Annotated in this window: 13 protein-coding genes; 3 read left to right on the forward strand and 10 right to left on the reverse strand. The window is 47.6% G+C overall.

The features are described 5' to 3' along the window. Positions 1-22 precede the first annotated feature (22 nt). From AVZ68_RS00390 to uxaC, 3 genes are all read left to right on the forward strand, one after another. Positions 23-511 carry a CarD family transcriptional regulator gene (locus AVZ68_RS00390; protein WP_059102566.1) on the forward strand — a complete coding sequence of 163 codons (489 nt, stop codon included), beginning with the start codon at positions 23-25 and terminating at the stop codon, positions 509-511. A 125-nt stretch (positions 512-636) separates the two neighbouring features. Next, complete coding sequence (locus AVZ68_RS00395) at positions 637-1,581, forward strand: 4-hydroxy-3-methylbut-2-enyl diphosphate reductase (protein ID WP_059102567.1); 945 nt, start codon at positions 637-639, stop codon at positions 1,579-1,581. A 333-nt stretch (positions 1,582-1,914) separates the two neighbouring features. Next, a complete protein-coding gene (gene uxaC / locus AVZ68_RS00400) occupies positions 1,915-3,336 on the forward strand; it encodes a glucuronate isomerase (RefSeq protein ID WP_059102568.1) in 1,422 nt (473 codons plus the stop codon). A gap of 69 nt (positions 3,337-3,405) precedes the next feature. On the opposite strand, the gene AVZ68_RS00405 is transcribed toward uxaC, so the two are convergent. From AVZ68_RS00405 to AVZ68_RS00445, 10 genes are all read right to left on the reverse strand, one after another. Then, positions 3,406-4,905, reverse strand: coding sequence for an alpha-glucosidase/alpha-galactosidase (locus AVZ68_RS00405; RefSeq protein WP_059102569.1), 1,500 nt, complete (start codon positions 4,903-4,905; stop codon positions 3,406-3,408). Between the two features lie 74 nt (positions 4,906-4,979). Then, complete coding sequence (araA, locus tag AVZ68_RS00410; RefSeq protein WP_059102570.1) at positions 4,980-6,446, reverse strand: L-arabinose isomerase; 1,467 nt, start codon at positions 6,444-6,446, stop codon at positions 4,980-4,982. After that, positions 6,424-8,127 (reverse strand): ribulokinase, encoded by a 1,704-nt coding sequence (locus AVZ68_RS00415; protein ID WP_059102571.1) that lies wholly within the window; start codon positions 8,125-8,127, stop codon positions 6,424-6,426. Before AVZ68_RS00415 ends, araA begins: the two co-directional genes overlap by 23 nt. A 2-nt stretch (positions 8,128-8,129) precedes the next feature. Next, the gene (araD, locus tag AVZ68_RS00420; protein WP_059102572.1) at positions 8,130-8,828 is read right to left on the reverse strand and encodes an L-ribulose-5-phosphate 4-epimerase; all 699 of its coding nucleotides are present in this window, start codon (positions 8,826-8,828) and stop codon (positions 8,130-8,132) included. Positions 8,829-8,861: 33 nt separating this feature from the next. Next, on the reverse strand, positions 8,862-10,019 hold the full coding sequence (locus tag AVZ68_RS00425) for a sn-glycerol-1-phosphate dehydrogenase (RefSeq protein ID WP_059102573.1): 1,158 nt from the start codon (positions 10,017-10,019) through the stop codon (positions 8,862-8,864). Beyond that, entirely contained in the window at positions 10,016-10,810 is a 795-nt protein-coding gene (locus AVZ68_RS00430) for an HAD-IIA family hydrolase (RefSeq protein ID WP_059102574.1), read from the reverse strand. Before AVZ68_RS00430 ends, AVZ68_RS00425 begins: the two co-directional genes overlap by 4 nt. A 167-nt stretch (positions 10,811-10,977) precedes the next feature. Next, positions 10,978-11,871, reverse strand: coding sequence for an AraC family transcriptional regulator (locus AVZ68_RS00435; RefSeq protein ID WP_059102575.1), 894 nt, complete (start codon positions 11,869-11,871; stop codon positions 10,978-10,980). A 611-nt stretch (positions 11,872-12,482) separates the two neighbouring features. Continuing rightward, entirely contained in the window at positions 12,483-13,385 is a 903-nt protein-coding gene (locus AVZ68_RS00440) for an ArsR/SmtB family transcription factor (RefSeq protein ID WP_059102897.1), read from the reverse strand. Positions 13,386-13,486: 101 nt separating this feature from the next. Then, positions 13,487-13,738: a DUF6171 family protein gene (locus tag AVZ68_RS20995; RefSeq protein WP_367576318.1), complete on the reverse strand. Its 252-nt coding sequence runs from the start codon at positions 13,736-13,738 to the stop codon at positions 13,487-13,489. After that, on the reverse strand, positions 13,735-15,195 hold the full coding sequence (locus AVZ68_RS00445; RefSeq protein ID WP_059102576.1) for an alpha-N-arabinofuranosidase: 1,461 nt from the start codon (positions 15,193-15,195) through the stop codon (positions 13,735-13,737). The genes AVZ68_RS20995 and AVZ68_RS00445 overlap by 4 nt, the downstream gene beginning before the upstream one ends. Between the last annotated feature and the right edge of the window lie 30 nt (positions 15,196-15,225).

Below are 15,225 nucleotides of genomic sequence, written 5' to 3' on the forward strand. Positions count from 1 at the left end.
TCACTTGATTGGAGGAATGTCCATGTTTAAAGTTGGTGACCATGTTGTGTACCCCTACCACGGGGCAGGGATCATTCAAGAAATTGAAGAAAAAGATGTACTTGGAGAAACCCACTCCTACTACATTTTGCATTTTCCGCTTGTCGACATTACGTTAATGCTTCCGGAGAATCGAATTGATCAGTCCGGTCTAAGGCAGGTCATTCCATCTTCTGAAATTAACACTGTCGCAAAAGCGCTTCAAAGTGGACCGGACACCCCTCCATCGACGAGTCAATTTTCGCGCGAAACGGAAAACCTGCTTAAAAGCGGCAGTATTATTGATGCGGCTTATCTTGTCTCCTCGCTTCATAAGAAACAAGGCGAGCGCTCGAATGGGCTGCATATTCAGGATAGGCATCACCTGCAAAAAGCGCGTCAAATGCTGGCCAGCGAGCTTGCAATTGTGCAAAATTTTTCAGAAGAGCAAGCGTACGAATTTATTGACACGAATTTGCTCGAAGCAAATTAGGCGATGCACAAAGATTGTCACAGCCTTCAATCTCCTTTACAATAGAATCAGATTGATCAAACGGGCGCCCACTTATGAAAATGAGGTTGAGTCGCCCTGTTTTTTTGCATAGGAGGTCCATAAACATGGATGTTTTAAAAATTTCCCCTAGGGGTTACTGCTACGGCGTCGTGGACGCGATGGTGATGGCGAGACAAGCTGCCCAAAACCTAGACTTGCCGCGTCCGCTGTATATCCTTGGTCAAATTGTACACAACCAGCATGTAACAGATGCTTTTAAAGAAGACGGCATCATTTCACTCGATGGCCCGAACCGTTTAGAGATTCTTCGCGAGGTGACGGAGGGCACCGTGATTTTCACGGCGCACGGCGTTTCACCGGAAGTTCGCAAGCTTGCTAAAGAGAAAGGCCTCACTGTTGTTGATGCCACTTGCCCTGACGTGACACGCACGCACGATCTGATTCGTGAAAAAGCGAACGAAGGCTATCAGTTTATTTACGTTGGCAAGCAAGGACACCCAGAACCAGAGGGAGCGATAGGCGTAGCGCCTGATGCCGTGAACTTAGTAGAAACGCTTGATGACATTGAAACCTTGAAACTCGATGACCGAAAAATCATCATCACCAACCAAACAACGATGAGCCAATGGGACGTCTCGGACATAATGAAGCGCGCGATGGAGCTTTACCCAAAAGCCGAAGTTCATAACGAAATCTGCCTGGCCACACAAGTTCGTCAAGAGGCCGTGGCCGAACAAGCTTCAGAGTGCGACGTGGTGATTGTTGTCGGCGATCCAAAAAGCAACAATTCCAACCGCCTTGCCCAGGTATCCCACCAAATCGGCGGCACTCCTGCTCATCGGATTGGAGATTTGTCGGAACTCGATCTTGACTGGGTCAAAGACGCGAAGAAGGTCGGCGTGACGTCCGGCGCCTCTACCCCGACGCCGATTACAAAAGAAGTCATCACCTTCTTGCAAAACTACGATCCGGCAACAGAGGATACATGGGACACGACGAAAAAAGTTCCGATTGAGAAAATCTTGCCGAAAGTGCGTGTGAAGAAGTAACAGGGGTTAATGTGCTGTCCATGAGGTTATAAAATAACCTTGGGCAGCCTTTTTTTGTGTTGTCATCAGACAGTTAAATGTCACGTTACTATAGATAAACAGAGCTCGAACAGTTACGCAAAACAGCGGGGGTAACCGAATAAAGGTCCCTATCAAGAAATGTTATGCGAATTCTTCAAAATGACATTGTGGCAGTGCATTACAAGTGATATAATCAACCACAAAGAAACAACATTCGTCTCATCCAAAAGTCCAATAATTTCGATCGCCTTTTTGTAAGCGATAACATTTTTTATGCTAGCTGGGTTTAACTAAATAAAGGAGTTGAGGTAAGTGAACCAATTAGGCAAAACTTTTATCCACGAGGACTTTCTCCTGCATCATGAAGCGTCGCGTCGTCTCTATCACGATTACGCAAGAGATATGCCGATTATCGACTATCATTGCCATGTCTCTCCCTATGAAATCGCAAATGATCGCCGTTATAACAACATTTCTGAAGTTTGGCTGCATGGCGATCACTACAAATGGCGCGCGATGCGAGCGTTAGGCATCGATGAAGCTTATATTACGGGAGAGAAAAGCGATCAAGAGAAATTTATAAAATGGGCTGCTGTTGTTCCATATACGATCGGTAACCCTCTTTACGACTGGACGCATCTGGAGTTGAAGCGCTATTTCGATATCGACGAACTGTTGAACGAGCACACGGCTGAGGATATCTGGCATAACGTCAACGAACGCCTACAAAATTCAGCACTCAGCACAAGAGGTATTATCACGCAGTCCAATGTCGAAGCGATCTGTACAACCGATGATCCTGTTGACTCCTTGTCCTCTCACCAAGCACTGGCTAAAGATTCAACCTTCCAGACAGCGGTCTATCCAGCGTTCCGTCCTGATAAAGCGCTTCAACCAACCTCTTCTGACTTTGGCAGCTACATCCAAGAGCTTGCGCTCGTTAGCGACCAGGGAATTGCTACATACGAACAACTGCTGTCTGCCTTAGAGAAACGCGCAACCTTCTTCCATGAAACGGGCTGCCGTTTGTCAGACCACGGACTTGAAACGGTTCCCTTCCAGTCCTGCACGAAGGAGGGAGCATCTGTCATCTTTGAAAAGGCCTTAAAAGGCGAGTTCGTGAGTCCCTTAGAAGAAGAGCAGTATCAAACGTACACCCTTCACTTCTTAGGGGAGATCTACCATCAGCTTGACTGGACGATGCAGTTTCACCTTGGAGCGCTTCGCAATAACAATCGCCGAATGTTTGATTCCGTCGGTTCAGACACAGGGTTTGATTCCATGGGAGATTTACCCATAGCACGTTCTCTCAATGGCTTTTTGAACAGCCTTGAACAAACCAATCAGCTGCCGAAGACGATTATTTATACCGTCAACCCGATCTACAATGAGGTGATCGCTTCAGCCATTGGCAACTTTTCCTCAAATGAAATGCCTGGCAAAGTACAATTTGGCTCTGGTTGGTGGTTCAATGATCAGAAGGATGGGATGATTAAGCAAATGAAGGATCTTGCCAACATTGGCCTGCTTAGCGTATTCGTGGGCATGCTGACGGATTCTAGAAGCTTCATGTCTTATACAAGACACGAGTACTTCCGCCGCATTTTATGTAATCTTGTAGGCAGTTGGGTAGAAGCAGGAGAAGCGCCGGCGGACTATGAATGGCTTGGGAAGATGGTTCAGAACATCAGTTACTATAATGCCGAGCGTTATTTCAATCTCCCCCAATTGTAAACGAACAGGCTAGCAAAAAAGAAGACCCTGGAACTGCTCCATTCCAGGGCCCCTTCAAACTTTCGGAATTCACAGGGAAGGCCGCTCAATCGCTTTATCTGCTTCACGTGCATTCTTTGACGCTTCTTCTCGGTTCTTTTTCATCTCATCAAGCGTCTTCGTCTTTAAGCGCGCTGCTCCCTCGTATGTGTTCGTTGGGATACGTGTTTCTGATGTTTGCCTCTGTTTTGCTTCATGGATACTTTTCGCATATTGTGGCAGCCATCTTTCTTGTGCAATAAGGAGATCATCAACCATCTGCCAAATTTCAGGCGGTGTGCAAACGGCTCCAACAAGAGGATCCATCATAAAGGCCTGACGTAACAATTGTTCATCTCCACTGACAGCCGCTTCCACGGAAAGACGTTGAACGGAGATGCTGGCGTTACAAACCGCCGCACAGCCTAAAGGAAGGTCTCCAACAACTGGGGTGCTAATGCCGTTACGATCCACATAGCCTGGGGCTTCAATAATGGCATCCGTTGGTACATTCGTAATCACATTGCCATTCGGCACATTAAAATGTCCACGGTACACACGACCTGTTTCTAGCGCCTCAATAATGTACGACCCATGTTCCTGTCCTCGCTCGCTTTCTTTGTATGAAAAAGCTGGTTCTTTCATCCAGTTTGGGAAATCTTCTACGAACCAATTGCGCCCCTCAATACAGACCCGAAGATATCCACCTGTTTCTCCGTTAATCCACGTTCCCAAATCAATCCAATCAAGAATTTCTTCTGGGCGTTTTCGGTACCAAGGAACATATTCACTGAGGTGTCCGTTCGATTCCGTACTGTAGTAACCAAAACGACGCAGCATATCGATACGAACTTTCTCTGTTTTGCTGTATTCTGGATGGTTCTCAAAGGCTTCTAGTAACTCACCCGTTAGTTCTTTGCCGTTGTGCTTAATTTGAATGTACCATGTCTGGTGATTAATTCCTGCACAAATAATGTCAACGTCCTTTTGCTCAAGATTGAAGACATCCGCAATTTGGCGATGGCCTCCCTGAACGCCATGGCATAAGCCAATGGTTTTTACGCCGCCATATTTGGTGCAGGCCCATGTCAACATCGCCATCGGGTTGGCGTAATTGAGCAGCAGGCAGTCTGTTTCTGAGACGTCACGGATGTCCTTACAGATTTCAAGCATTTCCTGAATACCCCGCTGGCCGTACATAATGCCGCCAGCGCTTAGCGTATCCCCAACGCATTGATCGACACCGTAGGCGAGCGGAATATTAATATCATGTTCAAATGCCTCCAGTCCGCCAATCCGAACCACTGAGAAAATATAGCGGGCATCGTTTAACGCCTCTCTTCGATCAAGCGTTGACTGAATTTGAATCGACAACCCATTCTCGTTAATATCACGCTGACAGAGTTCCGTCACCATCTCTAAATTCCTTGCATCGATATCTGTAAATGCTACTTCAATGGATGAAAACTCTGAAACAGCTAACAAATCTCTTAATAACCCACGTGTAAACCCAATACTTCCTGCACCGATAAATGCGACTTTAAAGCTCACTTACATCCCTTCCTTCTGCTTTTATCAACTTTCCGAAAAATCGCCCAGGCATCCCCGAGCGATTTCTTTGTATTCTAATGAGCACTTTCGTTCCACGCGAGTTCCTTGCGAATCTGTTCTACACTTGTGTCTCTGCCGATGGCAATGCACTCAATCCCCATCAACGAGGACCAATCATTCAACTGCTCTTTGCTAATCCGGTAAGAAAGCACCGTGTGATGAGCACCACCTGCGTAAATCCAAGACTCAGTAGCTTCAGAAAGTGAGGGAAGTGGTTTCCAGAGGACGCTTGCGACTGGCAAGTTCGGTGTGTCATGCTCACTTTCCACGGCCTCTACTTCATTGACAACAAGCCGAAAACGGTGGCCAAGGTCAATCAACGATGCATTGACAGCAATGCCAGCCTGACCTTTGAACACAAGACGGGCAGGATCTTCTTTCCCGCCCATTGAGAGCGGTTTAACGACGATTCGCGGTTTTGTTGCCGATATCGTTGGGCAGACTTCCAGCATATGCGAGCCGAGAATAAGCTCGTTGTCTGGCTCAAGATGATACGTGTAATCTTCCATGAACGACGTTTCTTTGTTCCCGGCCATGACTTTTAAGACACGGAGGAGGGCTGCCGTTTTCCAGTCCCCTTCCCCAGCAAATCCGTAGCCTTCTGCCATCAATCGTTGGGCAGCGAGCCCCGGAAGCTGACTCATACCGTGCAAGTCTTCAAATGTCGTTGTAAATGCGCGAAAATCGCCTTCTTTGAGAAACGCTTTTAACCCAAGTTCAATTTTGGCCTGCTCTTGAATAGACTCCACCCCGGCATCCGCATCGATATCATAAAGCTCTCGGTATTCTTCCATCAGCTCATTTAACTCGCTACCGGAAATGTCGCGTATGCGCTCAACCAAATCGCCAATTCCAAACCCTGACACCGACCAACCAAACTTCATTTGCGCTTCAACCTTGTCACCTTCCGTTACCGCCACTTCGCGCATATTGTCGCCAAAGCGAGCCACTTTTAGCTGCTTGCTTTCCTGATAAGCACTGACCATCCGCATCCATTTGCCGATTCGCTCCTGGACTGTCGGGTCTTCCCAATAACCAACGATGACTTTTCTGGATATGTTCATTCTTGTAGTCATAAACCCGAATTCCCGATCCCCGTGTGCGGACTGGTTGAGGTTCATAAAATCCATATCGATGTTGCCCCACGGGATGTCGCGATTAAACTGAGTGTGGAGATGAAGCAAAGGTTGGTTTAATTCGAGCAAACCAGAAATCCACATCTTCGCAGGCGAAAACGTGTGCATCCACGTTACAATTCCCGCGCAGTCGGGATCTGCATTCGCCTCTTTGCAAAGTTTGAGGATGCCATCCGGAGATGTCGCCACAGGTTTTTGCACGAGCTCATAATCAAAGTTCCCTTGCTCCTTGAGTCCGCTCACTATTTTAGCGGTGTGCGCCTCCACTTGTTCAATGGTTTCTTCTCCATACAGCGGTTGGCTGCCTGTAATGAACCAGAATTTATACGGTTTTAACGTGAGCATGTTCACTGCCTCCTTGAATAGGTTGTTTTAGGGCACGCAACGTTTTCATGACAATGTTTTCTCCTCGCCCAAAGTAGTCATGAAGACACGAGTATTCCAGATACAGCTGCTCATATTTGATAACGTTTTCAGGAATGGGGATAAACGATTTTTCCTGCACTTTCGCCATATTGTGTGCTGCATCGACAATCGTGGCGTATCCCCCTGCCTCAACGCCAGCGGCAACACTTGCGAACATCGCCGCACCAAGAGCTGGCGTTTGCTTCGACTCTGCCACCTTAATCTCACGGTTTGTGACATCTGCATAGATTTGCATGAGGAGATGGTTCTTTTGCGGAAGGCCGCCACACGCGTAAAGCTCTTCGACGGGCACACCGTTATGATGAAAGGCGTCCACAATTTTCCTTGTGCCAAAAGCAGTGGCTTCGAGCAAGGCACGATAGATTTCCTCAGGCTTTGTTTGCAATGTGTATCCGAGCAAAAGTCCCGACAAATTCGTATCAACAAGCACCGAACGGTTGCCATTCCACCAATCCAGCGCAAGCAGACCGGTCTCTCCTGGACGGTAAGCAGCTGCCTGCTTTTCAAGGAACGCATGGATGGACAACCCTTCGCTTGCCGCTTCTTCATTGACCGAAGCTGGAACGCCATGCTCCATAAACCAAGCAAATATGTCGCCAACTGCTGATTGACCGGCCTCATAGCCGAAGTAACCAGGAATGATGCCATCTTCCACAACGCCGCACATGCCTTCGACGTTCTTTTCTTCTGCTCCAAGAATGGTATGGCAAATCGATGTCCCCATGGCCATCACGAGTTTTCCAGGAGTCACCACGCCCGCTGCAGGGACGGCCGCATGAGCATCCACATTGCCAACCGCTATCGCGGTTCCTGCCTTTAACTCAATTTTGGCTGCCATTTCTGGGGTCAATTCGCCTGCTTTCTCGCCAAGAGATCGGATCTCACCTCGAAGCTTTGTTTCCACGAGCGTCCTCAGCTCTGGATCAAGCGCAGCGAAAAAATCGCCGCTTGGGTACCCCTCCTCTTTATGCCACATCGCCTTATAGCCAGCCGTACAGCTGTTTCGTACAAAAGAGTCCGTCAGCTGGGCAATCACCCAATCGGTCGCTTCCATAAACAAGTCCGTTTGATCATAAATGGCCCGGTCTTCATTAAAAATCTGCCAGATCTTTGAGATCATCCACTCGGAAGAATATTTCCCCCCGTATCGCGATAGGAACGCTTCCCCACGCTCTTGGGCAATACGATTAATCTCTTCCGCTTCATCCTGCGCCGCGTGATGTTTCCAGAGTTTGACCCAGCTGTGCGGCCTTGCGGCAAGGTCTGAATGAAAGCAAAGGGGCGTGCGTGATTCGTCAACCGGCAACATCGTACAAGCAGTAAAATCAATCCCTAGGCCAATGACCTGATCTGCGGTGGTCCCGGATGCTTTGAGGACAGCAGAAATCGAGGTTTCAAGCACCTCCATGTAATCGTGCGGATGCTGCAAGGCCCATTCCGATTCGAGCTTTATGTTCCCAACAGGTAGTTCTTCATCGATCACACCGTGTCGGTAGGGCGTCACATGTTCTGCAATTTCTGCACCATTGTCAAGATCAATGAGGACGGCTCTTCCTGATTCTGTGCCATAGTCCACCCCAATCGTATAACGCTTGGCCATTCTTACCCCTTCCTTTCTTGTCCGTAGTAAGCTTCTGGTCCGTGCTTCCGTAAATAATGACGGTCTAGCAACTCCTGAGAAATCGGTTCTATATGGTTAGACAGTGTAACAGTGTTCGATGCCATCTTAGCGACTTCCTCAAGTACGACGGCATGGTAGACGGCCTCAGACGGAGATTTCCCCCAAGTGAACGGGGCATGCCCGTGAACTAGTACTGCGGGAACAGCCAGCGGATCGATCAAGCGGAACGTCTCCGCAATCACATGACCGGTTTGTTCTTCGTAATCGCCGTTAATTTCCGTTTCCGTTAATGGCCTTGTGCACGGAACTTCCCCGTAAAAATAATCAGCATGCGTCGTCCCCAGAGCTGGAACCCCCCGCCCTGCTTGAGCCCATCCTGTGGCCCAGGTCGAATGCGTATGGACAATGCCTTGAATATGTGGAAAGGTGCGGTAAAGGATGAGATGTGTTTTTAAGTCAGAAGATGGTTTGAGCTCTCCCTCCATCACCTCTCCTTCCATATCGACAACGACCATGTCCTCTGCGTTCATATCGGCGTACTCAACCCCACTTGGTTTGATGACAACCAGTTCTTGGTCCCGATCGATTCCACTGACATTGCCCCATGTAAACGTTACGAGCCCATGCTTCGGCAAAGCGAGATTGGCTTTGTATACTTCCTGTTTCAATGTCTCAAGCATGCTTCTCCCTCCATTGTTTTAATGTTCCATCTTTTATAAAGAATGTTTCATCTTTGCTTCACGATAGCATCGCATGAGCGTAGAACGATCCCTCAAGTGATAGGCGTTCACCAAGCTTTCTTCAATCAGCGCTTGATCGACAGGCACTAATTCCTCGGACCACCCCACTTTTTGCAAAAGCGCCCTAATTTCCCTTGCTTCTGGCAACGACTCCACCAAGGAGCTGAGTTCCTCCGCGTTCTCTTGGTTCACTTGCAGCAATTGCGGCTGAATCGTGCGTTTATAAAAATCAATGATCACTTGCGTTGATAACCCAACTTTCGCGCCGTGAAGCATTTGTTTCTTTTCGTTTTTCAAAGCGTCCATCTCCCAGTAGTGGGAAAGATGATGCTCGGCACCAGAAGCCGGATGGGAGTGGCCGAACAGAGCCATCGCTACACCGGACAAGAGCAAGCTTTCCATCAAAATAGCGATCCCTTCAGCTGACCTCCTTCCAATCGCTTCAGCATTGTCCACTGCCGACCTGAGCGCCTCTTCTGTGAGCTCGGCCACAAGAGGAGAATAGGGTTCTCCTTCTGTGAGATGACCGACTTTCCAATCCATCAACGAAGTGTACTTGCCCAACATATCCCCAAACCCCGCGGCTATGAGCTCGGTAGGAGCTTGCTGCAACACCTCCACATCAGCAAAAAGAGCAACAGGGGCAACCATTTGATAGGTCGTCTTCACCCCTTTGATGACTAAAGGCGCCCCAAGCGAGGTGAAGCCATCGACAGAAGGGGCCGTCGGGATGGAAAGAAACGGACGCTTCACTTTCGCACTGACAAAACGAACCACATCATGAATCGTTCCTGCCCCTACAGCTAGCAGCATTTCGGTCTCACCCTTCACGCTTAGCAAGAGATCAACAAGCGTTGCTTCATCAGCAATAACGTCGCTCTGGGGATTTGGCGTAAGCAAGTGAACCTTCACAATGACGTTGGTTCCCTTACACAAACGTACAACCTCTTCCCCGGCGGCGAGATGAGTATTGACATCTGCCACGAGCAGAACGTCTTTTACACCTCCGCCTTCGATGTAATCAACCGCTTGCTTGAGCGCCCCTTTTTCCACGACGATCGTCTCAAGCGGCAGTGGATAATGTTCGTAATCCGACTGCCCCACTCTTCTTTTTACCTCCTCTAGATTCATAGTTCCCCCCTTAGATCAGCAATACTTTCGAACACGGCATCCGGCTGCCTGCGTTCCGGCACATGAGTAAGTGCTTCCTCCGTCGTATTCCCTGTTAGCACAAGCGCTGTCTTCATCCCTTGCAGACGTCCGAGGGCAATGTCACTTTCCATGCTATCACCGACAATCAGACAGTGCTTTGCTTCCGTTCCCACATAATCAAGCGCTGCCTCTGCCATAAAGCAGGAGGGCTTGCCAACCACAAGCTCCGTTTTTCTTCCAGTCGCTGCTTCAATCGCTCCTATAAACCCAGCGACATCAATGGCTGGCCCTTCCTCATTCGGATACGTTTTATCGCTGTTTGTCGCGATTATGCGCGCATCCGCCGAGGTAGCACGAAAAGCGTTGTTCAGTTCATCATAGGTAATCGCATCGTGCAAAGTCACCACGACAAAGTCTGCCTCTTCTGGCGTCTGGGCGATCGGAATGTCATGGGCACAAATTTCTTCACCCAATCCCTTATTTCCTAGTACCCAGACACTCGCTTTTGGGTAGTGAGCTTTGATAAAGCGAGCCGTCACAGTAGAGGAAAAAATAATCGCCTCCTTTTCTACATAAATGCCGTGGCCTCTTAATCGCTCTAAGCCTTCTGCTCTGGAGAGATTGCCGCGATTGCTCAAGAAGGCCACCTTTTTCCCTGCATTTTGTAATGCCTCGATCGTCTCAACAGCTCCTTTAATCAGTCGATCCCCGTGAAGAACGGTGCCATCGAGATCAATGAGCACGCTTTGAATGTTCTCTAATAAACGCAACTGGCCACCTTCCAATCATTTTTATCTAAATTCCTCACGTCATAATTAAATGAACGGTTCCTTACAATACAGTAAAATCACAATACAAAAGTCTAAAAAGCCGTTCTACAGTTATACTTTAGCACCGCCTCTCCTTAAAACGCTTTCAAAATATTCACCTCTACTCTTTAAAAATGTTTAATATCCTCACTTTCCCTCCTCAGATCTACGTTATGTTGACTTTCCCTCCGATACTGCTTTGGCGTTAACCCGAGATGTTTTTTGAAGGTCGTACTGAAATACTGTTGCGAATTCATGCCAATGTAATGGGGGAGATCCGTGATACTAATGTCCGTTCGTTTGAGGAGCTCTTTCGCTTTTTTCATCCTGTGAGTCACAAGGTACTCATTAATCGATTGTGACATCGATTCTTTAAACACGCGGTGCAAATAGCCTGGATGCAAATGAACGGAATCAGCAATCTCCTTGATACGGACATCACGGTCGTAGTTCTGGTGAATATACTCGATCGCCTTTTTCACATACGCATGATGGTCAGGCTCCTTGTCCCGTTGCTTGGCAAGTTCAGCTACTCGAATCAGCAGCTGGCTCATGAGAAGCTGGACCATAAAATCACTTTCTGTTTCTGCTCGATCAAGTTCCAGAATCAAGGTTTTTAAACAGTGATGAATATCATTAGAATCACGTAGAACCATGTATGGGTTTTGGTCAGCAGTCGTTTGCATGAGCGCCTTATTTTCCTTGCAAATATGAGCAAAAGACGGAAAGGAAGTATTTAATGACTGAAAAATAAATTCAATATTCGCCATGCGACAGCGCTCATCCGTCTGAACAATCAACTTGTGAACCACATAGGAATCAATAAAAATGAACTGGCCTTTTTTTAAACGGTGCACGTCGTCGTCAATTTCAACGGAACAACTTCCAGAAATCACGTACATGATTTCAATCGCTTCGTGTGCGTGAGGAACCATGGAAAACGGACCCCATTCCTTGAAATAGTAAAACCTTACGACCGGCCAGTAGTGGCCATTTTGAAAGTGGTGATCATAGAAACTCATGTCCATTTCCTCCTCTATCTGAGGACATCCTTGTCGTGCCTGTAGTTATCTACTCAACTTTCGGAGTGAAGTCGCTCTCCGCTTGAGCGGTACCTCCCCTCGCTTGAGCGGTATTCTCTTCGCTTGAGCGGTATCTCCCCTCACTTGAGCGGTATTCTCTTCCGCTTGAGCGGTATCTCCCCTCACTTGAGCGGTATTCTCCTCCGCTTGAGCGNTCTCCCCTCACTTGAGCGGTATTCTCCTCCGCTTGAGCGATATCTCCCCTCACTTGAGCGGTATTCTCTTCCGCTTGAGCGGTATCTCCCCTCGCTTGAGCGATATTCTCTCCGCTTGAGCGGTACCTCCCTCACTTGAGCGGTATTCTCTTCCGCTTGAGCAGTAGTACCTCTGCTTTGAAGAATACATACCGACCCTCTTTTTGTCTCCGAAAGTTGAGTTATCTATTAGTGGCTAGCTACGTATAATAACGAGGTTCCCTTCTAAAGCGCTTTGAGAGGATGATGAAAAAATGCTTTTCATAGGCTCTGTTTCCTTAACCTTGAATCAAAATAGAATACGCCTAAAGCCTCTACTTTGTGTAGGCAAAGTAAAAGGGAAGATCCTCTCCTCCCTCACGAATAATACAAACGAAACTCGATATCTTGATTGTAATTGCCAAATTCCCGCCCGAACAGCGTAACACCGCCAACATGTTCTGCATCGTCTTCCACTGCTATACGGAAGATCCATTGCTTCTCTCTGATCAGCACATCCTCAATGGTCACATCTGAAATTTGCTTGCCGTCCATATAGGTGCCCTTCCCATTAATACGCACCATCTTCAATAAACCATACTGATTAACGACTCGTGGCCACCAAGATGGCGTGTATTTCCCTAATCGATCTCCGAAGTCTCCTGGGCTTCGCCACGTTCCAAGCCCCACCTGATTAAGAGAAAAGGAGATATCCGAAGGCCAATTCTCATTTGTAAACGGCGCTTCCGACGATAGCTCCATGGAGATTTCTAATTCGGTCGGGGTTTGACCAGAATGAAGAAAATTCGGCAGTTTGTATTCCACAAACCCCTTATAAAACCATAAAATTTTCGCATTTACTCGTTCGGGGTCAAGAAAATAGCGTGGTTCATCAAATTCACCAATGATCTTTTCCTCTGAGGCGAGACCGCATGTAGGTTCAACAAGAAAATCTGTATAATGCCCAACGGATACAGTCGTTTGGTGGCACTCTCGCTTTACAGTATCCAAAGCAGGAAAGGCAATCTGCACTGCCTCCGCCTGCAACGTACACATCTTCTGAACACCCGCTTTGCCGCGAACGAGTTCTGTTCGAATCAGCCTTGCCTTCTCTAACTTTTGCACATGCTTCGTCATGATGGCGCTGCTCACTTGCTGGGCTTCAGCTAATTCCCGTATATTCATCGGTTTTTCTCCTAGCAACCGCAGCACACTGAGCCGAACTTTGCTTGCTAATGCCTCGTAAACAGGAAGCGATTCTTCCGTTAGGTCTAAATCCATCATCATTGCATCCACCTACTTCATTCTTCTTTCCAATCTAACTCCCTTCAGTATAATGATAAGAGGGATGCACAATCAACATAATTGCTGAATAAACGATCCTACACCCATCTAGTACCCGCTGGATGCGGACAATCCTTCTTGGACAACCTTGCGCGAAACTGCACGAAGCAACCGCAAGACGCGCATGTGTGGCCTGCGATGCAGCGTGAGCAGCTAAAACATTTCGCAATTCTGTCTTGATAGAGAGCATCTGATACTAGCTCGGTCTCGAGCGCTAGTTGATCAGCAACGAGCGCTTCAGTTTCAGTCGAGTCAAACGATTCCTGCGATGGACACTTCTTGCACGTCATGAAACCTCCATCAAAAGTACAGACATAGGAGGCATATTTGCTAATAGCTGGTCCTTCTCAATCCTTCCTTTTTCAAACGATCGCGGTCGTACCTGATCAGGATTGTCGAAGGTATTATGTGCATTCATTTCTTGCGCTGTCAGGATCGTCCCTTTCACGTTTGTCAGAGCTTCCTTGCATCCCCTCAGGTCTATCTGTACATCTTCGCTCTCCGTAGAGGATAGATTGCAGAGCGTGACCTGAATGACATCGTTGCTATTCTTTGAAGCGGAGACATGTACATTCGTTTGCTTTTCCGTGCCTTGAATCTTTAACGCCTCTGCCCCTTGATGAACTTTATACATATCAAACACATGATACGTCGGTGTCTTCATCATTTTGGTGCCTTCTGTCAAAATCACCGATTGCAAAACGTTAACTGTCTGAGCGATGTTAGCCATTTGTACACGATCAGCATGGTGATTGAAAATATTCAATGTCACTCCCGCAACAAGTGCATCACGAATCGTGTTCTGCTGGTAGAGGAAACCAGGGTTCGTTCCCGACTCTACATTATACCATGTCCCCCATTCATCCACAATTAACCCGACTCTCTTTTCCGGGTCGTATTTATCCATAATCGTGCTATGTTTCGTGATCAACTCATCCATTTTTAGTGCCTTTTTCATCGTCGTATCCCATTCTTCTTCTGTGAATTCAAGCGAAGAGCCTTTATTCTCCCAAGTACCCGGTATGGTGTAATAATGCAGGCTCAAGCCGTCCATGTAACGAGCAGCCTCTCGCATCAAGACCTCCGTCCAGTTATAATCATCTACGTTGGGGCCACAGGCAATCTTGTAGATGTTGTTCTCCTCGTAGTTACGCACATAGGTCTGATAGCGTCTATAAAGATCGGCATAGTACTCTGGACGCATATTGCCGCCGCATCCCCAGCTTTCGTTGCCGACTCCGAAGTATGTCAAAGACCAAGGGTCACTTCGACCATTTCTCTTACGCTCCTCTGCCATCGGAGCTTCTCCTGATGCCGTTAGGTACTCAATCCACTCCTGCATCTCGAGCACTTCTCCACTTCCAACGTTTCCATTAATGTATGGTTCAGCGCCAATTAACTCACATAGCTGCATGAATTCATGTGTTCCGAACTCATTCGTATCAACCGTTCCGCCCCAATGAGTGTTGATCATTTTCTTGCGCTCTTCCTTTGGACCAATGCCGTCTTTCCAGTGGTATTCGTCGGCAAAACACCCGCCTGGCCAGCGCAGAACAGGAGTATGCAGCTGCTTGAGTGCCTCCAAAACATCGTTTCGAAGCCCATTTGTATTAGGGATCGGGGAATCTTCCCCTACCCAGATCCCTTCATAGATACAGCGTCCAAGGTGTTCGGCAAAATGACCGTAAATGTTTTTATTGATTGTCTTTTGCTCCTGATTGGTATTAATGACTATTACATTCTTCATAAATTTGCCTCCCTCAGTAAATTACGGTTT

The organism is Shouchella shacheensis (genome assembly GCF_001484965.1).
GTDB classification, from domain to species: Bacteria; Bacillota; Bacilli; order Bacillales; family Bacillaceae_D; genus Shouchella; species Shouchella shacheensis.

Coding starts and splice junctions, on each gene's coding strand:
- AVZ68_RS00415 (WP_059102571.1), bottom strand. CDS start 8,127: ATGGCCAAGCGTTATACGATTGGGGTGGACTATGGCACAGAATCAGGA.
- araA (WP_059102570.1), bottom strand. CDS start 6,446: ATGCTCACGTTAAAACCGTATAAATTCTGGTTCATTACAGGCAGCCAA.
- AVZ68_RS00395 (WP_059102567.1), top strand. CDS start 637: ATGGATGTTTTAAAAATTTCCCCTAGGGGTTACTGCTACGGCGTCGTG.
- AVZ68_RS20995 (WP_367576318.1), bottom strand. CDS start 13,738: ATGACGTGCAAGAAGTGTCCATCGCAGGAATCGTTTGACTCGACTGAA.
- AVZ68_RS00440 (WP_059102897.1), bottom strand. CDS start 13,385: ATGGATTTAGACCTAACGGAAGAATCGCTTCCTGTTTACGAGGCATTA.
- AVZ68_RS00390 (WP_059102566.1), top strand. CDS start 23: ATGTTTAAAGTTGGTGACCATGTTGTGTACCCCTACCACGGGGCAGGG.
- araD (WP_059102572.1), bottom strand. CDS start 8,828: ATGCTTGAGACATTGAAACAGGAAGTATACAAAGCCAATCTCGCTTTG.
- AVZ68_RS00445 (WP_059102576.1), bottom strand. CDS start 15,195: ATGAAGAATGTAATAGTCATTAATACCAATCAGGAGCAAAAGACAATC.
- AVZ68_RS00425 (WP_059102573.1), bottom strand. CDS start 10,019: ATGAATCTAGAGGAGGTAAAAAGAAGAGTGGGGCAGTCGGATTACGAA.
- AVZ68_RS00435 (WP_059102575.1), bottom strand. CDS start 11,871: ATGAGTTTCTATGATCACCACTTTCAAAATGGCCACTACTGGCCGGTC.